We start from the raw sequence: 25,676 nt of genomic DNA on the forward strand, positions 1-25,676 counted from the left end.
AAAAGGTGGGCCGCTCTATCTGAGCGGCCCACCTTTTTCGATTTGGATGCCTCGCAGAGTTTCGCGCCGCGCACGGCGCGAAATCAAATGAAATCGTTTTTCCGGCGGCGTGTACGTCGGAAAAACACTCCGCGCGGAGCGAGCGTCGAATTGCCCGCCGCAGGCGGGCAACCGAGGCGCAGAGCGGAGCGAATCTCCCTTCACCTGAAAAGGCGCAGCCTTTTCAGGTGATTTATACGCCTAAGATCCAAGTTGCGAATCGGAAGTAGATCAGCAGAGACAGCGCGTCCACGATGGTGCTGATGAAGGGCGAGGCCATCACCGCCGGGTCGAACCCGATCTTCTCCGCCAAAATGGGCAGGGAGGCGCCCACCAGCTTGGCGCAGGCCACCGTGCCCACCAGGGTGCAGCACACCACCGCCGCCACGGCAGGCGTCACGGTGGGATTGGCCAGCAGCCAGCAGTCCACCACCATCATCTTCACAAAGTTGGCCGCCGCCAGGCACACGCCGCAGATCAGCGCCACGCGGCACTCCTTCCACACCACGCGCAGCAGGTCGCTGAATCGAACCTCCCCCAGCGACAGGGCACGGATCACCGCCGTGGAGGCCTGGGTGCCGCTGTTGCCGCCGGTGCCGGAGAGCATGGGGATGTAGGAGGTCAGAATGGGCACCGCCGCCAGGGAATTCTCAAAGTGGGTCAGGATCATCCCAGTGAAAGTGGCGGACAGCATCAGCATCATCAGCCAGGGGGTCCGGGCCCGCCAGGTCTCAAACACGCCGGTCTTGAGATACGGCTTGTCGCCCGGCAGGATGGCGGCCATCTTCTCGATGTCCTCGGTGACCTCTTCCTGCAGGACGTCCATGGCGTCGTCCACGGTGACGATGCCCACAAGGCGGTTCTCCGTGTCCACAATGGGCAGGGCCAGGAAGTCGTATTTGTTCAGGGTTTGGGCCACATCCTCCTGGTCGTCCAGGGTGTTGGCGGAGATCACATGGGTATCCATGATGTCCCCCACCACGTCGTCCTCCTCCGACAGCAGGATGGTCCGGATGGAGAGATACCCCAGCAGGTGGCGGCCCTCGTCGATGACGTAGCAGATGTTGATGGTCTCCTTGTCCGGGCCGGTGCGGCGAATGCGCTTCAGGGCGTCCTCCACGGTCATGGTGGCCTTCAGGTCCACGTACTCCGTGGTCATGATGCTGCCGGCGCAGTCGTCGGGGTATTTCAGGATTTCGTTGATGCTCTTGCGGACGTCCGGGTCCGCGTGGCGCAGGATGCGCTTGACCACGTTGGCGGGCATCTCCTCCACGATGTCTACCGCGTCGTCCAGGTACAGCTCGTCCAGCACTTCCTTCAGCTCCGTGTTGGAAAAGCTCTGGATGAGCACCTCCTGCTCCTCAGAATCCAGCTCCACGAACACCTCGGCCGCCTGCTCCTTGGGCAGCAGGCGGAACACCATGGGCACCTTGTCGTCCAGTTCCATGAACAGGCCCGCGATGTCCTGGGCCTCCAGAGGCAGCAGAAGGTCGCGCAGCTCGGCGTAGCGTTTTCGGGAGATCAGATCCTCGATCTTTTCCAGCAGCTCGTCCCGCTGCTCTTCCTGCTCTAACATGCGCGTCCTCCTCTCTGTGGGACTGGTGGTTGAGAAAACAAAAAAACCCGGCCGCTCCTGTCCGGTGCAGTCGGAAATTTCCGTGTCAAAACAGGGACGCCGCATCAGCGGACCCTGCGGCCGTTCAAGCTTTAGCCTCACAAGGCGGTGAAATCACGTTAGATGATACCTTCGTGTTCGATAGCACCTGTTCAAACCCTCTCATGATGTCTCCATCACTCCGCGGCAGCGATCCGTATCCCTGTGGTAGCCTTACCTACCGGACGGTATGCAGTTTTGCCGAAACTCTTTCTTCATATTATGCCAATTTCTGCCCCCTGTCAAGGCGGCAGAAAAAAACTCCCCACAATTTTACAGGCCCCTCAAATACCGCTGCACTCCATTTTACAAATGGGAATCCCGCTTGTGATAGAGGACGGCCTGTGGTATAATAAGATGTTCCAAATCTGTGCCCGAAACGGGGCGTTTCAGCGAGAGGAGGCCCTCCATGGGCATACACGACGGACACCGGGAGAAGATGCGCCGGCGGTTTCTGGAGACGGGGCTGGAGGGCTTTGCGGACCACGAGGCCCTGGAGCTGCTGCTGTACTACGCCATCCCCCGGCGGGACACCAACCCCATCGCCCACGCCCTGATGGAGCGGTACGACTCCCTCTCCGGCGTGCTGAACGCCCCGGTGGAGGATCTGGAGAAGGTGGAGGGCATCGGGGAGAGCGCGGCCATCCTGCTGTCCCTGGTCTCCCGGCTCAGCCGGAAGGCCCGCATAGCGGACGCGTCCCAGGAGACCATCCTCAACTCCTCCGAGCGGGCGGGGGCCTATCTGCTGGAGCGATTTGCCGGCGAGCGGCGGGAACTGGTCTTCCTGCTGTGCCTGGACCGCAAGGGCAGGCTCCTGGCCTGCAAGCGGCTGGCGGAGGGGGACGTGGCCAGCGCGGACCTGAACATCCGCAAGGTGGTGGAGATGGCGCTGCTGACCTCCGCCAGCGCGGTGATCCTGGCCCACAACCACCCCAGCGGCGTGGCGGTGCCCTCCTCCAGCGACGAGGCCGCCACCCGCCAGGTGGCGGAGGCCCTGCGGACCATCGGCGTCCGCCTGGTGGACCATATCGTGGTGGCGGACCGGGACTTCGTCTCCATGGCGGACAGCGGCGACCTGCTGGGGTAAAGAGGGAGCAGGCGCCCCCTTTAGAACCCCCACCACCAGTCTGTGGACTGGCGAACGCGCCCAAGGCGCTTGGGTCGGGGTATTTTGCCACGTACACGCCGCGGCGAAAATGACTTCAAGTTCTTCCTTCGCCGCTGGCGAACGAACTGGGGAAAACCGGAGGGGTTCCCCTAGTCCCCCCTTCCTTTTTTGTCCCTTCGCTTTTTTCAAGGCATGGTTCCTTTGATAAAAGTCGAACAAATGTTGCAAAAAGATGACGGGTGTGATAGGATGGCCGTGGCTGAAAATCTGTTTGATGGGTGGAGGGAATGCCGCTATGCCGAAATTTGAAGTCGTATCTGAATACAAGCCCTCCGGGGAACCCCGCAAAAGCGGCACTTTTGCGGGGACCCCGTGATTCGGATGGACCGGGCAGGCAAAGCCCGCCCAGTCCAAGGTTTTGACTGCGCCAAAACGCTTGTGCGCCGCGGCCGCGGCGCCGGCCCTTTGGGCCGGGGCTGGTCCCCGGAGACCATAGCAAGAAAAAATTGCGGAGAAGAGCTATGCCGAAATTTGAAGTCGTATCTGAATATCAACCCTCCGGGGACCAGCCGCAGGCCATTGCCGCGCTGGCGGAGGGCATCGAGAACGGGCTGAAGGAGCAGGTGCTGCTGGGCGTTACCGGATCCGGCAAGACCTTTACCATGGCCAAGGTCATCGAGCAGGTGCAGCGGCCCACGCTGGTGCTGGCCCACAACAAGACCCTGGCCGCCCAGCTGTGCGCGGAGTTCAAGGAGTTCTTCCCCAACAACGCGGTGGAGTACTTCGTCTCCTACTACGACTACTACCAGCCAGAGGCGTATATCCCCCATACGGACACCTATATCGCCAAGGATGCCTCCACCAACGACGAGATCGACCGGCTGCGGCTCAGTGCCACCTGTGCCCTGCTGGAGCGGCGGGACGTGATCGTAGTATCCTCCGTGTCCTGCATCTACGGCTTGGGCGAGCCGGACGATTTTGCCAACCTGGTGGTGTCCCTCCGGGTGGGGGCCGAGTGGGACCGGGATGAGCTGCTGCGCCGCCTGGTGGAGATCCGCTACGAGCGCAACGACATCGCCTTTGAGCGGAACATGTTCCGGGTCCGGGGGGACACGGTGGAGATCTACCCCGCCTACTACCGGGACCACGCCATCCGGGTGGAGTTCTTCGGGGACGAGATCGACCGGATCAGCGACTTCAACCCGGTCACCGGCAGCGTGAACCGGGTGCTGAACCACGTGGCCATCTACCCAGCCAGCCACTATGTCACCACCAAGGACAAGATGGACAAAGCCATTCTGGAGATCCGCCAGGAGCTGGAGGATCAGGTGAAATACTTCACCGACAACAACCAGCTGGTGGAGGCCCAGCGGCTCCGTCAGCGGACGGAGTACGACATGGAGATGATGGCGGAGCTGGGCTACTGCTCCGGCATCGAGAACTACTCCCGCATCATCTCCGACCGGCCCGCCGGCTCCGCCCCCATGACCCTGCTGGACTTCTTCCCGGACGACTTCCTGCTGTTCGTGGACGAGAGCCACGTGACCCTGCCCCAGGTCCGGGCCATGTACAACGGCGATCATGCCCGGAAGGACTCCCTGGTGAAGTACGGCTTCCGCCTGCCCTGTGCGTACGACAACCGACCGTTGAAGTTCGAGGAGTTCGAGGAGCGGATCGGCCAGGCGGTGTTTGTCTCGGCAACGCCCGGCCCCTATGAGCGGGAGCGGGCGGACCAGGTGGTGGAGCAGGTGATCCGCCCCACGGGCCTGCTGGACCCCAGGGTGGAGGTCCGGCCTGTCACCGGCCAGATCGACGACCTGATGGACGAGATCCGTGCAAGAGCCGCCCGGGACGAGCGGGTACTGGTGACCACCCTCACCAAGAAGATGGCGGAGGACCTGACGGAGTACCTGAAAAACGCCGGCATCCGGGTACGGTACATGCACTCCGATGTCCAGACCATCGAGCGCATGGAGATCATCCGCAGCCTGCGGCTGGGAGAGTTCGACGTGCTGGTGGGCATCAACCTCCTGCGGGAGGGGCTGGACCTGCCGGAGGTCAGCCTGGTGGCGATCCTGGACGCGGACAAGGAGGGCTTCCTCCGGTCCGAGACCAGCCTGATCCAGACCATCGGCCGGGCGGCCCGAAACGCAGACGGCCTCGTTATCATGTACGCCGACGAGATCACGCCCTCCATGCGGGCGGCCATCGACGAGACGGAACGCCGCCGCTCCATCCAGGACGCCTATAATCAGGAGCACGGCATTGTGCCCAAGACCATCATCAAGGGCGTCCGGGAGATTTTGGAGATCTCCAAGACCGCGGAGGAGGACACCCTCCGGGCCCACAAGAAGCGCAAGCTGACGGAGCAGGAGCGGGCGGCGGAGATCGCCAAGCTGGAGAAGGAGATGCGCGAGGCCAGCAAGATGCTGGAATTCGAGTACGCCGCGGTGCTGCGTGACCGGATCATCGAGCTGCGGGGGGAGAAGTGACCTCCGCAAAGAGCAGGGGTGTATGGCGTACTCGAATCGCCGGGAGTCCGGCGTACAAGCGTTTTGGCGGAGGCAAAACCTTGAACCGGGCAGAATTCACTTCTGACCGGTTGGTAAAATGAAAAGGGCTCCCGCACGGCGGAGCCGTGTGGGAATGTACGCCGCAGTGCTGCGTGACCGGATTATCGAGCTGCGGGGGGAGAAGTGACCTCCGCAAAGAGCAGGGGTGTATGGCGTACTCGAATCGCCGGGAGTCCGGCGTACAAGCGTTTTGACGGAGGCAAAACCTTGAAGCGGGCAGAATTCACTTCTGGTCGGTTGGTAAAATGAAAAGGGCTCCCGCACGGCGGAGCCGTGTGGGAATGTACGCCGCGGTGCTGCGTGACCGGATCATCGAGCTGCGGGGGGAGAAGTAAATGCACTACGAATGGCTGGACGCATACCTGCTGTCGTTTCCCGGCGTGGAGAAGGACTATCAGCCGGTGTGGCAGTGGTTCCGCTATAAGGTCCGGGGCAGGCTGTTTGCCGCTGTCTGTTCGCCGGGGCCGGAGTACAAAATTTACGGCGGCCACGATCTGGTGAATCTGAAATGCGGGGCGGCGGAGGGCGAGCTGCTGCGGGCCCGGTATCCGGACATCCTGCCGGGATTTTATTCGGATAAGCGGACCTGGATTTCCTGCCTGCTGGACGGAGAACTGCCGGAGGAGGTCCTGCGGGACCTGTGCGGCCGGTCATACGCCCTGGCGGTGGAGAAGCTGCCCAAATACGTCCGGCGGGAGCTGGCGGAGCAGCCCGCGGAGAGCTGAGGTGTTTGCAATGGCGAAGAAAAAAGAGGAAAAGACCAATGTGATGCGGATCCTGGACCAGAGAAAGATCCCCTATACCGCCCGGTTTTATGAGGACAGCCAGGGGCCGGAGGGCACCCGGGAGTACGGCGTCCACGTGGCGGAGGCTCTGGGGCAGGACCCAGCCAGAGGCTTCAAGACCCTGGTAGCCCGGGGGGCGTCCAAGGGCATCTACGTGTTCGAGGTGCCGGCGCCGGAGAACCTGGATCTGAAGAAGGCCGCCAGGGCGGTGGGGGAGAAGTCCATCGAGCTGCTGCACGTGGCGGAGATCAACGCCGTTACCGGCTACATCCGGGGCGGCTGTTCCCCGGTGGGGATGAAGAAGCAGTATCCCACCGTGTTCCACCGGACGGCGCTGGACTACGAAACCGTCTATATCTCCGCCGGGAAGATCGGCGCCCAGGTGGAGCTGGCGCCCCGGGCGCTGCTAGACCTGCTGGGGGCCTCCACGGCGGACATTGTCGTGGACCAGGGATAGGCCCAGGTGGAGTCCCAGGGTGAAGGCGTCGGTGGACCACTGGAGGTAGCGGGCCAGAAAGGCGTCCTGAAGGCACAGGCGGGCGTCCCCGGAGAGGGAGAGGCTGTCCGCCAGCTGATCCACGGATTTGGAATCGAAGGGGTCTGCTTTCTGCAGAATGTCGGCGGCGTAGCCGTCGAAGAGGCGGAGATAGATGGGATTCATTGGATCACCTTCAAACAACATTTAATGATGTATTGATGATACATCATTAAATGATATATGTCAAGGAGAACTCCATGGAAACACTAAAAATATTTGGAGAAAGACTGCGTGCCCTGCGGGATGAACGGCATCTGCGGCAGGCGGATATGGCAGAAGTGCTTCAAATTACCCTTGTCCATTATCAGAGAATGGAATATGGAAAGGTCAATGTCCCATCGCTGACGCTTTGCTTTCTTGCGGATTACTTCAGCGTCACCACGGATTATCTGCTGGGGCGCAGCGACGCGCGGGGGTAAATCCGTTCCGTGCACCCGTAGGGGCCACCGCCCTCGGCGGCCCGATGGTATGGCCGCCCCTGGAGCGTGTAAGGGAGGTTACAAACCGCCCGTGGAAATTTGGGCCGCCGTCCGGCGGCCACGGGGATTCTGCTCCCGCAGGGGGCTTGTCCAGCCGGGATGCACCCCCCGTTTTCTTTTCCGACTTGCGGAAAAGAAAACGGGCCGTGCACGGTCCAAAAGAAAAGGCCGCTTGGACGCGCTCCGGTGCAGTGGCCCTCCGCGCGCAACGGGGGTCGGCGTATCGGTGCCTGCTCCGATTTGGACTGGCCTTCGGGCACGCTATGCTCTTCTGCGATTCCTGTTGCTGCCGTCCCGTGGCGGATGGCGCCGACCTCGTCGGGGTGGTTGTCGCATGGAGCTGCTTCTCTTTTCGCTACCGCTCACGCTCCCGCGAAGAATCCGGCAGCGCGTAGCGCAGCGGAACGCGCGGAAAGAGAAGCAGACCAAATGCGTCCTTGCACCCCGTTGACCTTTGCACCCGCGCCGCGGGAATCCGCGTTCAAGCCTGTACCGCACCCCGCCGCGCCCGTCGGGAGGTCATCGCAAACCCGCAGGCACCATCTCTCGTCAACTCCCGTACAGCAACTTTGCACGGACGTGCAAAGTTGCGACCAAAAGCGTTTTTTCTCTTACACCGGGCGCGGCGCGTTCTCTTTTTGGCGCTGACAAAAAGAGAATGGGGGGCGCATCCCCCGTGGAAACGGCCCCCTGGCGGGAGCCAGTCTCCCCGGGCGGTTGAAAAGCGCCTCTACACCTCCGCCGGAGGCATTTCCGGCACTGAAAAGAGAAACCTCTCCTGAAAGGAGTCAATCATACACATTATGCAGGACAAGATCATCGTCAAAGGCGCCCGCGCCAACAATCTGAAGAATATCGACGTCACCATCCCCCGGGACAAGCTGGTGGTCATGACGGGCCTCTCCGGCTCCGGCAAGTCCTCCCTGGCCTTCGACACCATCTACGCCGAGGGCCAGAGAAGGTATGTGGAGTCCCTCAGCTCCTATGCCCGGATGTTCCTGGGCCAGATGGACAAGCCCGATGTGGACTATATCGAGGGTCTCAGCCCCGCCATCTCCATTGACCAGAAGACCACCAGCAAGAACCCCCGGTCCACCGTGGGCACTGTGACGGAGATCTACGACTACCTCCGCCTGCTGTGGGCCCGGGTGGGCACCCCCCACTGCCCCAAGTGCGGCAAGGAGATTCGCCAGCAGACCATTGACCAGATCATCGATCAGGTCCTCTCTCTGCCGGAGGGCACCCGCATCCAGGTGATGGCCCCCGTCATCCGGGGCAAGAAGGGTGAGCACGCCAAGATCTTTGAGGACGCCAAGCGGTCCGGCTACGTCCGGGCCCGGGTGGACGGGAATCTGTACGAGCTGGACGAGGAGATCAAGCTGGAGAAGAACAAGAAGCACACCATCGAGATTGTGGTGGACCGGCTCATCATCCGTCCGGATATCCAGCAGCGGCTGACGGACAGCGTGGAGACCGCCTCCGGCCTCACCGGCGGGCTGGTGGTCGTCAACCTCCTGCGGGAGGAGCGGGATCTGACATTCTCCCAGAATTATGCCTGCGAGGACTGCGGCATCTCCATCGAGGAGCTGACGCCCCGGATGTTCTCCTTCAACAACCCCTTCGGTGCCTGTCCCACCTGTACGGGTCTGGGCAGCCAGCTGAAGGTGGATCCGGAACTGATCGTGCCGGACAAGTCCCTCTCCATCCTGGAGGGGGCCATCCAGGCCAGCGGCTGGAACAACATCCGGGGGGACGGCATCTCCCGGATGTACTTCGACGCCCTGGCGAAGAAATACCACTTCTCCCTCACCGACCCCTGGGAGACCCTGCCGGAGGACGTGCGGAGCATCATCCTCTACGGCACCGGCGGGGAGAAGCTGGAGCTCCACTACGACCAGCCCCGGGGCAAGGGCGTGCTGTATCAGCCCTTTGAGGGCATCTGCAACAACGTGGAGCGCCGCTACAAGGAGACCCAGTCCGATGCCAGCAAGCGGGAGCTGGAGGAGCTGATGGCCGAGTGCCCCTGTCCCACCTGTAAGGGAAAGCGGCTGAAGAAGGAGTCCCTGGCGGTGACCGTGGGGGACAAGGACATCGACGCCCTGACCCGGATGTCCGTGGTGGACGAGCTCCAATGGGTGGACCGGCTGGAGCTGACGCACCAGCAGCACCTGATCGCAGACCGGATCCTGAAGGAGATCAAGTCCCGGCTGGGGTTCCTCCAGTCCGTGGGCCTGGGCTATCTGACCCTCAGCCGCAGCGCGGGGACCCTCTCCGGCGGCGAGAGCCAGCGGATCCGCCTGGCCACCCAGATCGGCTCCAGCCTGATGGGGGTGCTGTATATCCTGGACGAGCCCTCCATCGGTCTGCACCAGCGGGACAACGACAAGTTGCTGGCGACGCTGCAGAACCTGCGGGACCTGGGCAACACCCTGCTGGTGGTGGAGCACGACGAGGACACCATGCGGGCGGCGGACTACCTGATCGACATCGGTCCCGGCGCCGGCATCCACGGCGGCGAGGTGGTGGCCGCCGGTACACCGGAGGAGGTCATGGCCAACCCCAACAGCCTGACGGGTCAGTATCTCTCCGGCAAGAAGAGGATCCCCGTGCCGGAGACCCGGCGGCCGGGCAACGGCAAGAGCCTGAAGGTCATCGGCGCGGCGGAGAACAACCTGCGGCACATCGACGTGGAGTTCCCCCTGGGGACCTTTACCGTGGTTACCGGCGTGTCCGGCAGCGGCAAGAGCTCCTTGGTGAATGAGATCCTGTTCAAGAAGCTGGGCGTGGAGCTGAACCGGATGAAGGTCCACCCCGGCAGGTGCGACCGGATCGAGGGAATCGAGTATCTGGACAAGGTGGTGGACATCGACCAGAGCCCCATCGGCCGGACACCCCGGTCCAACCCCGCCACCTACACCGGCCTCTTCAATGACATCCGGGACCTGTTCGCCTCCACTCAGGAGGCCAAGAGCCGGGGCTACGGCCCGGGGCGGTTCAGCTTCAACGTCCGGGGCGGCCGGTGCGAGGCCTGCTCCGGCGACGGTGTGCTGAAGATCGAGATGCACTTCCTGCCGGACATCTTTGTGCCCTGCGAGGTGTGCAAGGGCAGGCGGTACAACCGGGAGACCCTGGAGGTCCGCTACAAGGGCAAGAACATTGCCGATGTGCTGGAGATGACCGTGGATGAGGCGGTGGAGTTCTTCGCACCTCTGCCCAGAATCCGCAACAAGCTCCAGACCCTGTGCGACGTGGGCCTGGGGTATGTGAAGCTGGGCCAGCCCTCCACGGAGCTCTCCGGCGGTGAGGCCCAGCGGGTGAAGCTGGCTACGGAGCTCAGCAAAATCGCCACCGGCAAGACCATCTATATCCTGGACGAGCCCACCACCGGCCTCCACACCGACGATGTGCGCAAGCTCCTGGAGGTGCTCCAGCGGCTGGTGGACAGCGGCAACACCGTGGTGGTCATCGAGCACAATCTGGACGTTATCAAATGTGCCGACCACCTGATCGACCTGGGTCCCGAGGGGGGAGACGGCGGCGGCACCATCGTCTGCACGGGCACGCCGGAGGAAGTGGCTGCCTGCCGGTCGAGCTTCACAGGTCAGTATCTGAAAAAGGTGCTGGAAAAGTAAGCCGGGGCAGACGATCCCCTTGGAGCCCCCGCCGGAGCCCAGCGAAGCGGGTCCGGTGGGGAAAGGACGGGCCGCGGAGGCAGCAAGCCGAAGGCCGGGGCGCGGGATCCGGAGCAGGCGAGGACGCGCACAGGCACGCCGGAGGAGGTGGCCGCCTGCCGGTCGAGCTTCACGGGCTGGTACCTGAAAAAGCTGCTGGAGCGGTAAGACCGCGCAAAAAGGGCCTCCGCTGTATGCGGAGGCCCTTGTCTATGGGGCGTCAATTCCAGAAGTTCGGAAACAGCAGCTCCGAGATCACCTTCACCAGCAGCAGGAGCAGCACGACCACCACCGCAGGCCGGACGATTTTGCTGCCGTTCCTGATGGCCAGGCCGGCGCCCAGATAGTGTCCCAGGATGGAGGCCAGAGCGGCCGCCAGCCCCACACCCAGAACGACGGTCCCCGCCATCAGGGCGGAGCACACACCGCCGATGTTGGAGGCCAGGTTGATGACCTTTACCCCGCCGGCCGCGTGGCGGGTGTCCATCTTGCCCAAGTGGATGAACACCAGCATCAGAAAGGTGCCGGTGCCGGGGCCGTAGTAGCCGTCATACGTCCCGATGAGCAGCGCGGCGGCCCAGACGATGGCCGCCTGCCGCCGGGGCGGGATGGGGGCCGGCTCCTCCGGCCACATTTTGGTCCGCAGGGTGAAGAAGGCCACCACCGGCAGCACCGCCAGCAGCAGATACTTCAGCACCACATCCGGCGTGTGAAGCTGCAGCTGGGTCCCGCAGACGGAGCCTGCCACCGCCAGCCCGGCGGCAGGCAGGAACAGCCGCCAGTGAACGTACCCCTGGTGGATGAAGCGGGCGGTGGAAAACGCGGTGCCGATGCAGGAGGAGAGCTTATTGGTGCCCAAAACAAAGTGGGTGGGCAGGCCGGAGAAGGCCATCAGGTATACAGGGACGGAGATAATGCCGCCGCCCCCGGCGATGGCGTCCATAAAGCCGGCCAGAAAGACGCCGCCGCAGATCAGAAGGACCACCCACAGGGGGAAGCCGTCCAGCGTGGTTTCCGTGAAGAGAGTGGGGACCGAGGCTGACATATATGCACCTCCCGGAGTAAATTCGACAAAATCTCTATCAGTATACCAGCTCCATAGGCCCCTGGCAAGAGCAGAAGCGCCGCAATTTTGCTGAAATTCCCGCATCTCCCCGAAGAAATGCCGCCGGAACGGTTGTTTTTCCGGCGGGCGTGTGATACTGTGAAACAGGCGGGGCGGGATCGCCCGCGAAAATGCTCAAAGAAAGTTGAGGATCACCTATGTCAAACATCAAAAACGTCGCCATGATTACCGTGTGCGGACGGCCCAACGTGGGCAAGTCCAGCCTGACCAACGCCCTGGTGGGGGAAAAGGTGGCCATCGTCTCCAACAAGGCACAGACCACCCGGAACCGCATCTACGGCGTGGTGAACCGGGAGGACACCCAGTATATCCTGCTGGACACGCCCGGCCTCCACAAGCCCAAGTCCGCCCTGGGGGACTACATGGTGAAGGTCGTCACCTCCAGCCTCTCCGACGTGGACTGCGCCCTGCTGCTAGTGGAGCCCATCCCCCATGTGGGCGGCCCGGAGCAGGCACTCATCGACCGGATCCGGGAGGAGGAGATCCCCTGCATCCTCTGCGTCAACAAGATTGACACTGTGGAACCGGCGGAGCTGCTGCCGGTGATCGCCGCTTACAACCAGGCATGGGACGGCTTTGACGCGATCATCCCCATCTCCGCCCACACCGGCAGCGGCCTGAAGGATCTGATGAAGGAACTGCGGAAGTATGCCCAGGAAGGCCCTCAGCTGTTCCCGGACGGGATGACGACGGACCAGCCGGAGCGGCAGGTGATGGGGGAAATCCTGCGGGAGAAGCTGCTGCTGTGCCTGGACAAGGAGATCCCCCACGGCACGGCGGTGGAGATCACGAAGTTCTCTGAGCGGGACAGCGGCGTCATCGACGTGGACGCCACCATCTACTGTGAGAAGGCCAGCCACAAGGGGATCATTATCGGCAAGCAGGGGGCCATGCTGAAAAAGATCAGTTCCCTGGCCCGGCAGGATATGGAGAAGTTCATGGGCACCAAGGTGTATCTGGAGACCTGGGTGAAGGTCAAGGAGAACTGGCGGGACAACGTGAACTACGTGCGGAGCTTCGGGTACCGGGACGAATAAGGAGGAAGCGTGCGGTCTCCGGTATTCCGCAGGCTGCCGTGCGGGGAGTGAGAATATGAGACTGGTATTGAGCGACACGGCACTGCCAACCGGACTGCCGGTCCGGGAGGACTGGCACTATGTGGACCTGAGCCAGCTGAAAATCGCGGACTGTATGGGCTGCTTCAGCTGCTGGGTCAGAACGCCGGGGCGGTGCGTGATCCGGGACGACGCTGTAGGCGTATATCCCCTGATTGCCCACAGCGACCATGTGATCTATGTCAGCCGTCTCTTCTGCGGGTCCTATGACGTACCGATGAAGACCATGCTGGAGCGGGCCATTCCCATCCAGCAGGCGTTTATTCGGATACACCACGGAGAGACGCACCATATACAGCGGGCGGTGGCGGAGAAAGACGCGGTGATTCTGGCCTATGGAGATACCGGAGACGAGGAGCAGGCGCTCTTCCGTCTGCTGGCGGCCCGCAACGCCCATAATATGCTGTTTCGGAGCTGGAGTGTCCGCTTCCTTCGGGAAGAGGAGCTGGCCGGGGCCATTAGGGAGGAGGTACGCGCATGGGAAAGCTCCTGATCGTCAATGGGAGTCCCCGGGCGCCCCGTTCCAACTCCCGGAGGTATATCGAACAGTTTCTTCCGTGTTGGGGAGAGACGGCGGACCAGTATACCGCGCTGAGGGGTGGACCGCTCTCCCCAGAGGACTGTACGGATCTGCTGCTGGTGTTCCCCCTGTACGCAGACGGCATACCGGCGGTGCTGATGAGGACCCTGAAGGAACTCGCAGTATGGAGGGGAACGGCCCGCCCCAGGATCCACGTACTGGTGAACTGCGGCTTTCTGGAGCCGGAGCAGACCCGGCCTGCGGTAGAAATGGTGCGCTTTTTCTGCAAACGATATGGATTTCCCTGGGGGATGGCGCTGCAGATCGGCTCGGGAGAGGCGATCTTGAATACGCCTTTTTCCTTTCTGGTGCGGCGGGGCCTGCGCCGCCTGGCCGCTGGTATGCGGGCGGGACGGAGCGAGGTGCTGTCGGTGCGGATGCCGCTGAACAGGCGGATGTTCGTCTGGGCCTCCGGCCGGTACTGGACTGATTACGGCGCGAAAAACAACATCACCGCCGGAGAGATGCGGACCATGGAGATCGAGGGAGGCTAGAGATTTCCAGCCATAAAAATCCGACAACATTCGCAGACTACTCCTGGGAGGAGGTCTGCGGAATGGACACACAAAGGCTTTGGGAGTGCTTCTGCCTCACCGGCGAACCGCTGGTGTACCTGCTGTATCAGGCCGCTCTGGACCAGGAGTCCGGCGGCGGGATCAGCGCATAGAACGGAGGGCGGACGCTCTCCGTACATAAGGAGGGAGCGCGTTGGCCGAGCGGGCCTACATCGTGACAAAGGGCGTGGTCCTGCGGGAGACGGAGACGAAAGAGGCGGATAAGATCCTGACGCTGCTGACAGCGGACCGGGGCAAGATCTCCGTCATCGCCCGGGGCGTCCGGCGGAAGAGCTGCAAGTACGCCGCCTGCGCCCAGCAGATGGTCTATTCGGAGTGGACCCTCTATCAGAAGGGCGAGTGGTACTACGCCAATGAAGGAGCCACGGCGGAGCTGTTCAACGGCCTGCGGACGAATCTGGAGGCGCTGGCCCTGGGCTGCTACTTCGCGGAGCTGACAGAGACCGTCACGGCGCCGGAGGTCCCTGCCGGGGCACTGCTGCCCCATCTGCTGAACGGGCTGTACGCCCTCTCCGCTTTACAGAAGCCGCCGGCGCTGGTGAAGCCCGCCTTTGAGATCAAACTGCTGTGCTTGGCGGGATATGAACCTTTGGCGGACAGCTGCGCCTACTGCGGCCGGCCGGACCCGGAGCAGCCCCTGCTGGACGTGGTACAGGGCATCCTGCGGTGCCGGAGCTGCGGCGCGAAGGAGAGTGCCCTCTCCATGCCCCTGTGCCCGGATTCCCTGGCGGCCCTGCGGCATATCGTGTACGGGGACCCCAAGCGGCTCTACTCGTTCCGGCTGACAGGCCCGGCGCTGGAGCGACTCTCCGCGGCGGCGGAGGCTTTCGTGGCCGCCCAGCTGGAGCGGGGATTCCGGACGCTGGAATTTTACAAGAGCCTCCAGCCGCCGGAAGAGTTGTCGAAATAAGATACATTTTGTATTTCTTTTGCTGATTTATACGAAACGGAGCGGAATATGACAGAATTTGTCCTCGGCTCCTACCGGCTGGAGGTGGACGTGGAGGCCACCCGGGCCTGGTATGGCCGTTACGGTAACGCTACCGGGGGCTGCGGCTGCGCCTACTGCCGAAACTATGCTGCCGCAGTTGGGGTCCTGCCGCCAGAAGCAGCAGCGTTTCTGGAACCCCTGGGGCTTAACCTCCGCAGGCCCGGAGATATTGGCGAGTATGGTCCCCGCCAGGGCGGGCGGTGGTATATGCCCATGTGGCACATTGCAGGCCGCCTGCTGGAAGCGGGGGAGGGAGAGCTGCCCGTTGCCCCCGGCGTCACCGCCGGGTTCGCCACAGATATGGGACCGTTCCTCCGGAACTTCCCGGAGCCCTGCTTCCAGTGCTGGCTTTCCATGACCCTGCCCTGGGTGCTGGAGGAACCGGCAGATGAAGCAGCTGACGACAGGGACGATGAAGTGAAAACCCTTGACAGGAGAACCGAACCATGAGTGACCTATTTGACAAATCCATCCGCACCCTGGAGCTGCCCCGGGTGCTGGAGCTGCTGAGCGAGCAGGCTGTCAGCGCCGAGGCCAAGCAGCGGGCCCTGCGCCTCCGGCCGGAGACGGAGCCGGAGGAGGTGCTGCGCCTGCTGGACCAGACGGACGCGGCCCGAAATCTCATCGGCCTGCGGGGCAGTCCGTCGTTTTCCGGCGTGAAGCCGGTGGCGGAGGCCCTGGACCGGGCGGACCGGGGCGGCGCCCTGAACACTCGGGAGCTGCTGACCATCGCGGATCTGCTGACCGCCGCCCGCCGGGCCAAGGAGTACTTCAACGACGAGGCGGCGGAGAAAACCGCCATCGACCACCTGTTCCTCTCCCTCCACGGCAACCGCTTTCTGGAGGAGAAGATCAAGCGGGCCATCCCGGACGAGGACACCATCGCCGACGCCGCCAGCACGGAGCTGGCGGACATCCGCCGCCACATGCGGGCGGCCCAGGCCAAGAGCCGCCAGATCCTTCAAAAGATCATCTCCTCCCCCAGCTATGGGAAAATTTTGCAGGAGACCATCATCACCCAGCGGGACGGCCGCTTCGTGGTGCCGGTGAAGGCGGAGCACAAGGGCGACCTGCCGGGACTGGTCCACGACATCTCCTCCACCGGAGCCACGCTGTTCGTGGAGCCTATGGGGGTGGTCCAGGCCAACAACGAGTATATTGAGCTGCAGGCCAAGGAGCAGAAGGAGATCGACCGCATCCTGGCGGAGTTCTCCGCCGAGGCTGCCGCCCACCGGGAGGACATCCAGTGGGACTACGACACCCTGGTCCACCTGGACCTGATCTTCGCCCGGGGCCAGCTGAGCTACAAGATGAACGCCGTGCGGCCGGAGGTCCGCCGGGACGGCGCTATCCATCTGCGCAAGGCCCGCCACCCCCTGCTGGACCCCAAGACGGCGGTGCCCATCGACATCGAGCTGGGGGACACCTTTGACACCTTGGTCATCACCGGTCCCAACACCGGCGGCAAGACCGTGACCCTCAAGACCCTGGGCCTGCTGACGCTGATGACCCAGTGCGGCCTCCACATCCCGGCGGCGGACCGGAGCGCCGTGTCCGTCTATGAGCGGGTGCTGGCGGACATCGGCGACGAGCAGAGCATCGAGCAGAGCCTGTCTACCTTCTCTGCCCACATGGTGAACATCGTGGAGATTTTAAAAGAGGCGGATCGGCACAGCCTGGTGCTGTTTGACGAGCTGGGGGCCGGCACGGACCCGGTGGAGGGCGCGGCCCTGGCCATCGCCGTCATCCAGCACGTGCGGCGGCTGGGGGCCAAGGTGGCCGCCACCACCCACTATGCGGAGCTGAAGACCTTCGCCATGACTACGGCAGGGGTGGAGAACGCCTCCTGCGAGTTCGACGTGGAGACGCTGGCGCCCACCTACCGGCTGCTGATCGGCATTCCCGGCAAATCCAACGCCTTTGCCATCTCCCGGCGGCTGGGGCTGCCGGAGGACGTCATTGCCGCCGCCCAGGGGCAGATGAGCGGCGAGAGCGTCCGGTTCGAGGACATCCTGACCCAGCTGGAGGAGAAGCGCCAGGCCCTGGAGAAGCGGGAGCAGGAGGCGGACCGCCTGCTGCGCCAGCGGGAAGAGGACGCCAGGCGCGCCCGGGAGTTCCGGGAGCAGATGGAGCGGGCCAAGGACAACGCCCGGAGCCGGGGCGAGGCGGAGGCCAAGCGCATCCTCCGGGACGCCCGGACGGCGGCGGACCAGGTGTTCCAGGAGCTCAGCGAGATGCGGAAGGCCCAGGCCAAGGCCGAACGGATGCTGAACGAAAATGAGGCCCGTGCGGCCCTCCGCCGCACGCTGAACGAGGCGGAGGAGGCCGTGTCCCGCCGCGACGCCCGGCAGGAGCCCATCCCCAAGCCCAGCCGCCCCATCCGGGCGGGGGATCTGGTGGAGATCCCCGGTGTCAAAACGCCGGCGGAGGTAGTGTCCGTGGGCAAGGACGGCACCTTGCAGCTGAAAGCCGGTATTTTGAAGATGAAAGCCAAAGTAGACGAAGTGCGTCTCATCGAGGATGACGAGCGGGCCGCCAGGAAGAAGACGCCCTCTGTCACCATTCGCCAGAACGCCGACCGCGCCCTGCGGGCTTCTGCCGCCCGGGAACTGGACATCCGAGGGATGGAGACACTGGAGGCGGAGAGCGTGGTGGAAAACTTCATTTCCGCCGCCGTCATGGGCAAACTGGAGACCGTAACCATCATCCACGGCAAGGGCACCGGGGCCTTGCGGAAGGCCGTCCACGACATCCTCCGCCGGAATAAGGCTGTGAAGAGCTTCCGCCTGGGCGTCTACGGCGAGGGCGAGAGCGGCGTCACCGTGGTGACGCTGAAGTGAGCCGGAGCCTGTCGCCGCGGTGCGGCATCAGGCGTCCTGCGCGGCGGGACCTTGGAGTGTGAGGGCTCTGCCTGACCGCCCCAATTAAATGCGGGATTCCTGTGGGGTGCTCCCCATGGGGGCGGCGAGCCCGGCAACACTGAAATGAGGGGGTTGACATGGCACTGACCTTTCGATTTGCACAGGAGACCGACACGCTCCTGATCCTGCAATTCATCCGGGAGCTGGCCGACTACGAGCACCTGCTGGACCAGGTGGTGGCCGATGAGGCCACCCTCCGGGACCAGCTGTTTGAAAAGCGCCGAGCCGAGGTCCTCTTTGCCCTGGAGGACGGGGCAGAGGTGGGCTTCGCCCTGTTTTTTCAAAACTTCTCCACCTTCCTGGGCCGGGCGGGCCTGTATCTGGAGGACCTGTATGTCCGGCCGGAGCACCGGGGAAAGGGATATGGCAAGGCTTTCTTCCGGCGGCTGGCGGCCATCGCCGCGGAGCGGGACTGCGGCCGCCTGGAGTGGTGGTGCCTGGACTGGAACACCCCCAGCATCGGCTTCTACAAGTCCCTGGGGGCGGAGACCATGGAGGACTGGACCGTTTACCGCCTTACCGGACCGGCATTGCAGAGGCTGGCAGAACCGGAATCTCCGGTTGCGGAAACCGATGAGATTTGATATACTGGAGTCACACTAAAACACACATTCTGGAAATTGCACAATGAGGTGATTTTATGCAAGAGCTTGCAAAGCAGTTCCACATTGCCTGTGCTCAGGGGGATATCGGCCGCTACTGCATCCTGCCCGGTGACCCGGGCCGGGTCCCGGCCATCGCCGCCCTGTTTGACGACGCCAAGCAGATCGCGTATAACCGGGAGTTCAACGTCTGGACCGGCACCCTGCTGGGGGAGAAGGTCACCGCCTGCTCCACCGGCATCGGCGGTCCCTCCGCTTCCATCGCTATGGAGGAGCTCCACAAATGCGGTGCCGACACGTTCATCCGCACCGGCACCTGCGGCGGTATCGATCTGAACGTCCAGTCCGGCGACGTGGTGGTAGCCACCGGCGCCATCCGGTATGAGCACACCAGCCGGGAGTACGCCCCCATTGAGTTCCCGGCGGTGGCGGACTTCCAGGTGACAAACGCCCTGGTGGAGGCCACCAAGAAGCTGGGCTTCCCCCTGCACACCGGCATCGTCCAGTGCAAGGACAGCTTTTACGGCCAGCACGACCCCGCTGCCTCGCCCGTGTACTACGAGCTGCAGCAGAAGTGGGAATCCTGGAAGCGGCTGGGCGTCAAGGCCAGTGAGATGGAGTCCGCCGCCCTGTTCGTGGTGGCGGCGGCTCTGGGCTGCCGGTGCGGCTCCTGCTTCCATGTGGTGTGGAACCAGGAACGGGAGGCCGCCGGCCTGGACCAGAAGATGAGTGAGGACACATCCTCCTCCGTGAAGGTGTCTGTGGAGGCCCTGAAGCTGCTGATTGAGGCAGACCGCAAGGCGGGCCGGTAATTGGCTGCGTTTTTCAAAAAAGATGCCCGGAAATTTCCGGGCATCTTTTTTGATTCCCCATTGACAAGTTTACTTGGTATATGGTATGCTCTGCTTGTAAAGAAAACTTGGTAAAATAAAAAGCAAACTATGCAAAATGGCTTCGGCATGGATCGGGAGGAGATCCTGCGGCACAGCCGGGCGGCTGGCGACTGGTTCTGATCCTGAGTCTGCTGCTGGCGGGAGCCGCGTTGTTGAATCTGGCCGTTTATGTACGGGGCGTACTGGGATGAGAGGCAGGCCCTATGGCTTGGCAAAGAAAGAAAAGGGAGAACGCTATGGAAAAACAGGAAATTCTGGAGAAGAGCCGGCGGGAGAACCAGAAGGGTGACGAACGGGAGCGGACCATCCGCATGGAGGGGGAGTCCTTCAGCCTGCTCTTCGTGTTTTTGATGGGCCTGATTCTGCTGACCTGGAAGCGGGTCCATGGGCTGCCGCATGAGGATGTGCTGACCATGTTCTGGACGGCCTGCGTGGCCAACCGGGTCTACCGGCTGGCCCGGCGGCGGAATACCTCCGACATCGTGACGCTGCTGATCTCTCTTGCGTTTTTGATCTGGAATCTGGTAAAATTCTTTCAAATGGCCTGAGAGGAGGTAGCGCATGGACCGGGATGAGATTTTGAAAAAGGCTCAGGCGGGGGCGATTGGAATGGACGAGCGGGAGCAGCAGGTACTGGGGCTGTCCTTTGGTATCGGCGGGATCCTGATGGTACTGCTGTGTGTCATTCTCGCCATTATACGGCTGGTGAACGGGCAGGATGCCTATGACTACACGGCCATCGTGTTTCTGTATCTGGCGGGCGTAGAGCTGCATTTGTATTGGAGGACCCGGCGGCGGGGCTTGGCGTTGCTGGCGGCGGCCTGCGGCCTGGTGTTCGCGGGCAACCTGGCCATGTTCCTGCTGGGGTGAGCGCCATGGACGATCAGCTGATCCTGAAAAACCGGCTGAAGGTGGCCCGGGCGGAGAAGGGGCTGTCCCAGACCCAGCTGGCGGAGCTGGTGGGCGTGTCCCGCAACACCATCAGCTCCATTGAGACGGGGCAGTTCAATCCCACCGCCAAGCTGGCGCTGATTCTCTGCATCGCCTTGGACAAGAAGTTCGAGGAACTGTTCTATTTTGAGTGAGAAATTAGGAGTTTGGGTGTCCAGCGGCGCTGACCGGGGCAAATCATCCTGCCTGCGGCGGAGCACAATCCTTCCGCATCCCTAACTGACGGCCGGTCGTTCCGGAGAGAGGAGAGATCTCTGTGGAGAAGGAGAAAATTCTGCAAAGATACCGCCAAGAGGGCGTGGACGAGGGCCGGGAGGAGGTCAACCGCCGGGGAGACAACGCGGGCTTTTACGCCATGTGTGTCCTGGCGCTGCTGTTGATGATCTACCAGGCGTTTACCGGACAGGTATTTGGAGACGTGGCGGCGATGCTGTTCGTGTTTTGCTCCGTGGGGGCCTTTGCCCGGTACCGGACTGACCGGGACCGGTCCGCTCTGGGCATGGGCATTTTTACCGGCGCTCTGTGCCTGGGATGCCTGGGATGGTATCTGTGGCACACGCTGTAAAAAAGACAGGCGGCGCTGGAAAGCGCCGCCTGCTTGCTTACCGCTTCCGCACCGGGTAGCAGACCTCGGTGACAAATTCTTCTGGGTTCCGGGTCTCGTGGGGACTGACGTGGTAGATGTTGAAGAACAGTCCGTCAAAGGCATAGCCGTTGTCCTCTACCCAGGATGCCACCGCCTGATTCACCTCGCCGATCTGGCGGTAGGGGCCCTGGAAGGTGGCGGAGGCCACTGTCACCGGCGGGATGGTTTTGAATTTGACGTGCTCGGTGTCAGGGTATGTGCCCTTCACCGTCTTTTGGATCTCCACATCCACATCTGCCTCTTTGTACTCCCCGTCGTGGTAGACGCTGATGCACAGGGCCGGGTCGCCGTCCTGGATGTGGAGAAGGGCGGTCTCCCTCACAAAGATGTGCCACAGGTCTCCCTCCCGGTCGTAGCAGGGAAGGATCTGGCGGACGCTGGCTACCTGCCGCTCCGGCAGGGTCTTGATGGTGACATCGTAGTTCATCTGTTTTTCATCCTTTCTCAGCCGTTCGATGGTTGTGTCCAGAAGCCGCAGCCGGTCCAATGCCTCCTGAATGGAGGCCTCCACCGCTGCCCGCTGGGCCAGCAGGCGCGTCTCCATGGCGGTCCGGTCCTCCCAGCAGGCCAGCAGCGCGGCCGTCTCTGCCAGGGAGAACCCCAGGCCCCGCAGGGCGGTGATCCGGTTGGCGGTCATCAGCTGGGCCGCCGCGTACCGGCGGTAGCCGGTCCAGGGATCGGTCTCCTCCGGCACCAGCAGGCCGATCTCGTCGTAGTGGCGCAGCATCCGGATGCTGATTCTGGACAGCTTTGAAAATTCTCCGATTTTGAACATAGGATCCCTCCGCATATATGCGTTTTCTTGAGCTCACTGCTATGGTATGCCCTGCCACTGTGTGAGAGTCAAGAGAATTTTTTCAAAGTCGCGATGAGAGAAAAAACGTTCCGGCCGCAGAAGCGGCCGGAACGGCGGTGGGCTCAGTCGTCGGTGCGGATGCCCCGTTCAATATCCCGGATATTGTAGGGGGAGGTTTGGTAGACGAAGTAATTCAGCCAGTTGGAGTACAGCAGGTGGGCGCAGGAGCGCCAGGTCACCGCAGGCTTGCGGCTGGGGTCATCGCCGGGGAAGTAGTTCTTGGGGACCCGGATGTCCGCTCCGGCGGTCAGGTCCCGTATGTACTCATTCCGCAGGGTGTCCCGGTCATACTCCGCGTGGCCCATGAGGAAGATCTGCCGGCCCTGGTCGGTCTTGACGGCGTAGACCCCGGCCTCCGGGGAGGAGGCAAGTATCTTCAGCTCCGGGATTGCCTCGATGTCCTCCCGCAGCACTGTGGTGTGCCGGGAGTGGGGCACCCAGAACTCGTCGTCAAAGCCCCGGAAGAGGATGAAGTTGGGATCCTCCACCGTGTGGCGGAACACGCCGAAGAGTTTCTCCGGCAGCTGCCGCTTGGGGATGCCGTAGTGGTAGTACAGCCCCGCCTGAGCGCCCCAGCAGATGTGAAGGGTGGAGTGGACGTGCGTCTTGGACCACTCCATGATCTCGCACAGCTCCGGCCAGTAGTCCACCTCCTCAAAGGGAAGGTTCTCCACCGGCGCGCCGGTGATGACCAGGCCGTCAAAGGTCCGGTCCCGCACCTCGTCAAAGGATTTGTAGAAGGCCAGCATGTGGGCCTGGGAGGTGTTCTTGGACACGTGGCCGCTGGGGGCGATCAACTCCAGCTCGATCTGGATGGGGGTGTTGCCCAACACCCGGGCCAGCTGGGTCTCGGTCTCGATCTTGGTGGGCATCAGGTTCAGCAGCAGGATCTGCAGGGGGCGGATATCCTGGGTGATGGCCCGGGTCTCCGTCATGACAAAGATGTTCTCCGACGTCAGAACGGAGGTGGCGGGCAGCTGGTTGGGGATTTTGATGGGCATCTCACTTCACCTGGTCCAGCGCCTGGGCGATGTCGCCGATCAGATCCTGCTTGCTCTCCAGGCCGCAGCTCATCCGCACCAGGCCCGCGGGAATGCCGGCGGCGGCAAGCTGCTCGTCAGTCATCTGCCGGTGGGTGGAGCTGGCGGGGTTCAGACAGCAGGTCCGGGCGTCCGCCACATGGGTCTCGATGGCGGCCAGCTTCAGATGCTTCATAAAGGTGCCCGCTGCCTCCCGGCCGCCCTTCAGCTCAAAGGACACCACACCGCAGGAGCCGTGGGGCAGGTACTTCTCTGCCAAGGCATGGTACTTGTCCCCTGGCAGGCCGCAGTAGCTGACGGAGGCCACCTTGGGATGTGCCGCCAGGAACTCCGCCACCGCCTGGCCGTTCTCACAGTGGCGGGCCATGCGCACATGGAGGCTCTCCAGCCCCAGGTTCAGATAGAAGGCGTTCTGGGGGGACTGGATGGCGCCGAAGTCCCGCATCAGCTGGGCGGTGCACTTGGTGATGAAGGCGCCCTCCCTGCCGAACTTCTCCGCGTAGGTGATGCCGTGGTAGCTGTTGTCCGGGGTGCAGAGGCCGGGGAACTTGTCCGCATGGGCCATCCAGTCGAACTTGCCGGAGTCCACGATGGCGCCGCCTACCGCCGCGCCGTGGCCGTCCATGTACTTGGTGGTGGAGTGGGTGACGATGTCGGCGCCCCATTCAAAGGGCCGGCAGTTCACCGGAGTGGCGAAGGTGTTGTCCACGATCAGCGGCACGCCGTGGGTGTGGGCGGCCTTGGCGAACTTCTCGATGTCCAGCACCGTCAGGGCCGGGTTGGCGATGGTCTCGCCGAACACCGCCTTGGTGTTGGGCCGGAAGGCGGCTTCCAGCTCCTCGTCGGTGCAGTCCGGGGAGACGAAGGTGACCTCGATACCCATTTTCGCCATGGTGACGGAGATCAGATTGAAGGTACCGCCGTAGATGGAGGACGAGGAGACGATGTGGTCCCCGCAGGAGCAGATGTTGAACAACGCGAAGAAGTTGGCCGCTTGGCCGGAAGAGGTGAGCATAGCGGCGGTGCCGCCCTCCAGCTCGCAGATCTTGGCGGCCACATAGTCGTTGGTGGGGTTCTGGAGGCGGGTGTAGAAGTAGCCGTTGGCCTCCAGGTCAAAGAGCTTACCCATGTCCTCGCTGGTGGCGTATTTGAACGTGGTGGACTGGACGATGGGGATCTGCCGGGGCTCTCCGTTGCCGGGGGTGTAGCCCCCCTGGACACATTTCGTTTCGATGCGGTAATCGCTCATGGTGTGTGCTCCTTTCGACTGGATGAAGATGACTTTGGAGACGAAAAAACGGCTTTCGTCCCAAAGAAAAACTTTGAGACGAAAGCCGTCAGGCTTCCGCGGTACCACTCAAATTGCGCCGTCCTCACGGCCCGACGCCCCTTTTGGGGTCCAGCAACCCCTCTGCCCTGACGCGGCAGTCCTCGGAGAGGCCCTACCGGCGGCGCGCCGCCCTCGAACCCTCGGCTCAGGAGCCATAGGACCTGGAGACCCTTGCCGCCGGCTTCCACCGCCCGCCGGCTCTCTGAGGGCGCCGGTCTCCGTCCCTCTCCATCATTGCTTTGGAACATATTATAGCCACGCCGCGGCAAGTTTGTCAACTGCGGATTTTCGCCTCGCATGGACCGCGGCGGCAGTGGACTTTTGGCCCGGCCTGTGGTACGATGGCCCAAACGGCCGGCGGAGGACGCCGGAGAGGGAGGAGCGCCATGGCCTTTACGCCCATCGACGAGCAGACCTGGGAGCGCCGGGAGTATCTGGAGGTTTTCCGCCAGACCGCCATCTATCTGACGGCGGAGGTGGATATCACACCGCTGTATCGGCACACGAAGGCCCGGGGCGAAAAGCTGTATCCGGCCCTGATCTGGTGCGCGGCCGCCGTGCTGAACCGGCATGTGCATTTCCGCTACGGCCGGGACGAGGCAGGGCGGATCGGGATCTGGGATGTGCTGCACCCCTATTACACCGTGCCCCGGCGGGACGCCCCGGACCTATTCGCCATGAAGGTCACCCGCTTTATGCCGGACTATGATGTGTTCCGCCAGGACTTTCAGGCGGACTATGCCCGGGCGGAGACCTGCGGCCGCCTGCTCTGCGACGAGACCCTGCCCCCAAATGTCTGCGGTATCTCCGCCATGCCGGGGCTGGCCTTCTCCGCCTTCAGCTTCGGCGGGGACCCCAAGCCGGACTTCACGCCCTTCGTCCTGCTGGGGAAGGTCCACCCGGCAGGGGACCGGACGGTGCTGTCGGTAGGCGGAGAGTTTGCCCACGCCGTCAACGACGGCGGCCACATCAGCGGTTTTTTCAAAGAGCTGGAGGAAACCGCCGCCAAACTGTTTCCGGATTGAAGGAGAAAGAGACCGCCCGCGGGGATGCTTGTCCCTGCGGGCGGTCTTCTATTTGAAAGCCGCGGGCCCAAAAATTCTGCCAGCCCTATTGACAAGAGGTGCGGCTCATGCTATATTAGCCACACGGTTAGTTACTAGACTAATTAACCAGATAACAAATCGGCAGGAAAGGGGGAAC

At 62.9% G+C, this 25,676-nt stretch carries 25 protein-coding genes and 1 riboswitch; of the genes, 19 read left to right on the forward strand and 6 right to left on the reverse strand.

Annotated elements, in window-relative coordinates; all coding sequences use genetic code 11:
* Nucleotides 1-232: 232 nt before the first annotated feature.
* Complete coding sequence (gene mgtE, locus OCV80_RS03800) at nt 233-1,615, reverse strand: magnesium transporter (RefSeq protein WP_136891465.1); 1,383 nt, start codon at nt 1,613-1,615, stop codon at nt 233-235.
* Nucleotides 1,616-1,723: 108 nt separating this feature from the next.
* A riboswitch (M-box (ykoK) riboswitch) is annotated at nt 1,724-1,886 on the reverse strand.
* A 216-nt stretch (nt 1,887-2,102) separates the two neighbouring features.
* Here mgtE and OCV80_RS03805 point away from each other — a divergent pair.
* From OCV80_RS03805 to ybaK, 4 genes are all read left to right on the forward strand, one after another.
* Nucleotides 2,103-2,780, forward strand: a complete 678-nt coding sequence (locus OCV80_RS03805) for a JAB domain-containing protein (RefSeq protein ID WP_021747980.1) — start codon at nt 2,103-2,105, stop codon at nt 2,778-2,780.
* Nucleotides 2,781-3,322: 542 nt separating this feature from the next.
* A complete protein-coding gene (gene uvrB, locus OCV80_RS03810; RefSeq protein WP_119310548.1) occupies nt 3,323-5,293 on the forward strand; it encodes an excinuclease ABC subunit UvrB in 1,971 nt (656 codons plus the stop codon).
* Between the two features lie 416 nt (nt 5,294-5,709).
* Nucleotides 5,710-6,099: an MmcQ/YjbR family DNA-binding protein gene (locus OCV80_RS03815; RefSeq protein WP_119310549.1), complete on the forward strand. Its 390-nt coding sequence runs from the start codon at nt 5,710-5,712 to the stop codon at nt 6,097-6,099.
* Nucleotides 6,100-6,109: 10 nt separating this feature from the next.
* Nucleotides 6,110-6,616, forward strand: coding sequence for a Cys-tRNA(Pro) deacylase (gene ybaK, locus OCV80_RS03820; protein WP_021749012.1), 507 nt, complete (start codon nt 6,110-6,112; stop codon nt 6,614-6,616).
* On the opposite strand, the gene OCV80_RS03825 is transcribed toward ybaK, so the two are convergent.
* The gene (locus tag OCV80_RS03825; RefSeq protein WP_036630139.1) at nt 6,566-6,820 is read right to left on the reverse strand and encodes a hypothetical protein; all 255 of its coding nucleotides are present in this window, start codon (nt 6,818-6,820) and stop codon (nt 6,566-6,568) included. The genes ybaK and OCV80_RS03825 overlap by 51 nt on opposite strands.
* A 74-nt stretch (nt 6,821-6,894) precedes the next feature.
* Here OCV80_RS03825 and OCV80_RS03830 point away from each other — a divergent pair, with 74 nt between their 5' ends.
* Together OCV80_RS03830 and uvrA are read left to right on the forward strand one after the other, a co-directional pair.
* A complete protein-coding gene (locus OCV80_RS03830) occupies nt 6,895-7,116 on the forward strand; it encodes a helix-turn-helix domain-containing protein (RefSeq protein ID WP_036630140.1) in 222 nt (73 codons plus the stop codon).
* An 863-nt stretch (nt 7,117-7,979) separates the two neighbouring features.
* Nucleotides 7,980-10,808, forward strand: coding sequence for an excinuclease ABC subunit UvrA (uvrA, locus tag OCV80_RS03835; RefSeq protein ID WP_021749016.1), 2,829 nt, complete (start codon nt 7,980-7,982; stop codon nt 10,806-10,808).
* Nucleotides 10,809-11,067: 259 nt separating this feature from the next.
* On the opposite strand, the gene OCV80_RS03840 is transcribed toward uvrA, so the two are convergent.
* Entirely contained in the window at nt 11,068-11,892 is an 825-nt protein-coding gene (locus tag OCV80_RS03840) for a sulfite exporter TauE/SafE family protein (RefSeq protein ID WP_119310550.1), read from the reverse strand.
* 218 nt (nt 11,893-12,110) lie between these two features.
* Between OCV80_RS03840 and era the strand changes: the two genes are divergently transcribed.
* The 12 genes from era to OCV80_RS03900 all read left to right on the forward strand — a co-directional run bounded on the left by era (nt 12,111) and on the right by OCV80_RS03900 (nt 21,166).
* Nucleotides 12,111-13,010: a GTPase Era gene (era, locus tag OCV80_RS03845; protein WP_021749019.1), complete on the forward strand. Its 900-nt coding sequence runs from the start codon at nt 12,111-12,113 to the stop codon at nt 13,008-13,010.
* Between the two features lie 55 nt (nt 13,011-13,065).
* A complete protein-coding gene (locus OCV80_RS03850; protein WP_021749020.1) occupies nt 13,066-13,581 on the forward strand; it encodes an NAD(P)H-dependent oxidoreductase in 516 nt (171 codons plus the stop codon).
* Complete coding sequence (locus tag OCV80_RS03855; RefSeq protein WP_021749021.1) at nt 13,566-14,162, forward strand: hypothetical protein; 597 nt, start codon at nt 13,566-13,568, stop codon at nt 14,160-14,162. Before OCV80_RS03850 ends, OCV80_RS03855 begins: the two co-directional genes overlap by 16 nt.
* A gap of 214 nt (nt 14,163-14,376) precedes the next feature.
* Nucleotides 14,377-15,153: a DNA repair protein RecO gene (recO, locus tag OCV80_RS03860; RefSeq protein ID WP_021749022.1), complete on the forward strand. Its 777-nt coding sequence runs from the start codon at nt 14,377-14,379 to the stop codon at nt 15,151-15,153.
* Nucleotides 15,154-15,201: 48 nt separating this feature from the next.
* On the forward strand, nt 15,202-15,684 hold the full coding sequence (locus OCV80_RS03865; RefSeq protein ID WP_021749023.1) for a hypothetical protein: 483 nt from the start codon (nt 15,202-15,204) through the stop codon (nt 15,682-15,684).
* Nucleotides 15,681-18,074 carry an endonuclease MutS2 gene (locus OCV80_RS03870; protein ID WP_021749024.1) on the forward strand — a complete coding sequence of 798 codons (2,394 nt, stop codon included), beginning with the start codon at nt 15,681-15,683 and terminating at the stop codon, nt 18,072-18,074. The genes OCV80_RS03865 and OCV80_RS03870 overlap by 4 nt, the downstream gene beginning before the upstream one ends.
* Nucleotides 18,075-18,232: 158 nt before the next feature.
* A complete protein-coding gene (locus OCV80_RS03875) occupies nt 18,233-18,739 on the forward strand; it encodes a GNAT family N-acetyltransferase (protein WP_036628294.1) in 507 nt (168 codons plus the stop codon).
* A 56-nt stretch (nt 18,740-18,795) separates the two neighbouring features.
* Entirely contained in the window at nt 18,796-19,569 is a 774-nt protein-coding gene (gene udp / locus OCV80_RS03880; protein ID WP_025545035.1) for a uridine phosphorylase, read from the forward strand.
* A 317-nt stretch (nt 19,570-19,886) separates the two neighbouring features.
* Nucleotides 19,887-20,198 carry a DUF6442 family protein gene (locus OCV80_RS03885; protein ID WP_119310551.1) on the forward strand — a complete coding sequence of 104 codons (312 nt, stop codon included), beginning with the start codon at nt 19,887-19,889 and terminating at the stop codon, nt 20,196-20,198.
* A 13-nt stretch (nt 20,199-20,211) separates the two neighbouring features.
* Nucleotides 20,212-20,520 (forward strand): DUF6442 family protein, encoded by a 309-nt coding sequence (locus tag OCV80_RS03890; RefSeq protein ID WP_119310552.1) that lies wholly within the window; start codon nt 20,212-20,214, stop codon nt 20,518-20,520.
* A gap of 5 nt (nt 20,521-20,525) precedes the next feature.
* Nucleotides 20,526-20,735: a helix-turn-helix transcriptional regulator gene (locus OCV80_RS03895; protein WP_021749029.1), complete on the forward strand. Its 210-nt coding sequence runs from the start codon at nt 20,526-20,528 to the stop codon at nt 20,733-20,735.
* Nucleotides 20,736-20,857: 122 nt separating this feature from the next.
* Nucleotides 20,858-21,166, forward strand: coding sequence for a DUF6442 family protein (locus OCV80_RS03900; RefSeq protein WP_267288227.1), 309 nt, complete (start codon nt 20,858-20,860; stop codon nt 21,164-21,166).
* Between the two features lie 37 nt (nt 21,167-21,203).
* Here OCV80_RS03900 and OCV80_RS03905 read toward each other — a convergent pair whose 3' ends face one another.
* From OCV80_RS03905 to OCV80_RS03915, 3 genes are all read right to left on the reverse strand, one after another.
* Nucleotides 21,204-22,022 (reverse strand): MerR family transcriptional regulator, encoded by an 819-nt coding sequence (locus OCV80_RS03905; RefSeq protein WP_021749031.1) that lies wholly within the window; start codon nt 22,020-22,022, stop codon nt 21,204-21,206.
* Nucleotides 22,023-22,165: 143 nt separating this feature from the next.
* On the reverse strand, nt 22,166-23,104 hold the full coding sequence (gene metA, locus OCV80_RS03910; RefSeq protein WP_025545037.1) for a homoserine O-acetyltransferase MetA: 939 nt from the start codon (nt 23,102-23,104) through the stop codon (nt 22,166-22,168).
* A gap of 1 nt (nt 23,105) precedes the next feature.
* Nucleotides 23,106-24,392 (reverse strand): O-acetylhomoserine aminocarboxypropyltransferase/cysteine synthase family protein, encoded by a 1,287-nt coding sequence (locus OCV80_RS03915; protein WP_267288228.1) that lies wholly within the window; start codon nt 24,390-24,392, stop codon nt 23,106-23,108.
* A 467-nt stretch (nt 24,393-24,859) separates the two neighbouring features.
* Here OCV80_RS03915 and OCV80_RS03920 point away from each other — a divergent pair, with 467 nt between their 5' ends.
* Nucleotides 24,860-25,498, forward strand: a complete 639-nt coding sequence (locus tag OCV80_RS03920; protein WP_267288229.1) for a CatA-like O-acetyltransferase — start codon at nt 24,860-24,862, stop codon at nt 25,496-25,498.
* The last annotated feature ends 178 nt before the right edge of the window (nt 25,499-25,676 follow it).

This window comes from Oscillibacter acetigenes, from assembly GCF_025567605.1.
In the GTDB taxonomy this organism is placed as follows: Bacteria; Bacillota; Clostridia; order Oscillospirales; family Oscillospiraceae; genus Oscillibacter; species Oscillibacter welbionis.

What these genes read in the sequence shown, in the direction of transcription:
- OCV80_RS03895 (WP_021749029.1), top strand. Translation starts at nt 20,526, where the DNA reads ATGGACGATCAGCTGATCCTGAAAAACCGGCTGAAGGTGGCCCGGGCG.
- metA (WP_025545037.1), bottom strand. Translation starts at nt 23,104, where the DNA reads ATGCCCATCAAAATCCCCAACCAGCTGCCCGCCACCTCCGTTCTGACG.
- uvrA (WP_021749016.1), top strand. Translation starts at nt 7,980, where the DNA reads ATGCAGGACAAGATCATCGTCAAAGGCGCCCGCGCCAACAATCTGAAG.
- era (WP_021749019.1), top strand. Translation starts at nt 12,111, where the DNA reads ATGTCAAACATCAAAAACGTCGCCATGATTACCGTGTGCGGACGGCCC.
- OCV80_RS03805 (WP_021747980.1), top strand. Translation starts at nt 2,103, where the DNA reads ATGGGCATACACGACGGACACCGGGAGAAGATGCGCCGGCGGTTTCTG.
- OCV80_RS03885 (WP_119310551.1), top strand. Translation starts at nt 19,887, where the DNA reads ATGGAAAAACAGGAAATTCTGGAGAAGAGCCGGCGGGAGAACCAGAAG.
- udp (WP_025545035.1), top strand. Translation starts at nt 18,796, where the DNA reads ATGCAAGAGCTTGCAAAGCAGTTCCACATTGCCTGTGCTCAGGGGGAT.
- mgtE (WP_136891465.1), bottom strand. Translation starts at nt 1,615, where the DNA reads ATGTTAGAGCAGGAAGAGCAGCGGGACGAGCTGCTGGAAAAGATCGAG.
- uvrB (WP_119310548.1), top strand. Translation starts at nt 3,323, where the DNA reads ATGCCGAAATTTGAAGTCGTATCTGAATATCAACCCTCCGGGGACCAG.
- OCV80_RS03840 (WP_119310550.1), bottom strand. Translation starts at nt 11,892, where the DNA reads ATGTCAGCCTCGGTCCCCACTCTCTTCACGGAAACCACGCTGGACGGC.
- OCV80_RS03915 (WP_267288228.1), bottom strand. Translation starts at nt 24,392, where the DNA reads ATGAGCGATTACCGCATCGAAACGAAATGTGTCCAGGGGGGCTACACC.
- OCV80_RS03875 (WP_036628294.1), top strand. Translation starts at nt 18,233, where the DNA reads ATGGCACTGACCTTTCGATTTGCACAGGAGACCGACACGCTCCTGATC.
- OCV80_RS03830 (WP_036630140.1), top strand. Translation starts at nt 6,895, where the DNA reads ATGGAAACACTAAAAATATTTGGAGAAAGACTGCGTGCCCTGCGGGAT.
- OCV80_RS03920 (WP_267288229.1), top strand. Translation starts at nt 24,860, where the DNA reads ATGGCCTTTACGCCCATCGACGAGCAGACCTGGGAGCGCCGGGAGTAT.
- OCV80_RS03855 (WP_021749021.1), top strand. Translation starts at nt 13,566, where the DNA reads ATGGGAAAGCTCCTGATCGTCAATGGGAGTCCCCGGGCGCCCCGTTCC.
- OCV80_RS03825 (WP_036630139.1), bottom strand. Translation starts at nt 6,820, where the DNA reads ATGAATCCCATCTATCTCCGCCTCTTCGACGGCTACGCCGCCGACATT.
- OCV80_RS03905 (WP_021749031.1), bottom strand. Translation starts at nt 22,022, where the DNA reads ATGTTCAAAATCGGAGAATTTTCAAAGCTGTCCAGAATCAGCATCCGG.
- OCV80_RS03890 (WP_119310552.1), top strand. Translation starts at nt 20,212, where the DNA reads ATGGACCGGGATGAGATTTTGAAAAAGGCTCAGGCGGGGGCGATTGGA.
- OCV80_RS03865 (WP_021749023.1), top strand. Translation starts at nt 15,202, where the DNA reads ATGACAGAATTTGTCCTCGGCTCCTACCGGCTGGAGGTGGACGTGGAG.
- OCV80_RS03815 (WP_119310549.1), top strand. Translation starts at nt 5,710, where the DNA reads ATGCACTACGAATGGCTGGACGCATACCTGCTGTCGTTTCCCGGCGTG.
- ybaK (WP_021749012.1), top strand. Translation starts at nt 6,110, where the DNA reads ATGGCGAAGAAAAAAGAGGAAAAGACCAATGTGATGCGGATCCTGGAC.
- OCV80_RS03870 (WP_021749024.1), top strand. Translation starts at nt 15,681, where the DNA reads ATGAGTGACCTATTTGACAAATCCATCCGCACCCTGGAGCTGCCCCGG.
- OCV80_RS03850 (WP_021749020.1), top strand. Translation starts at nt 13,066, where the DNA reads ATGAGACTGGTATTGAGCGACACGGCACTGCCAACCGGACTGCCGGTC.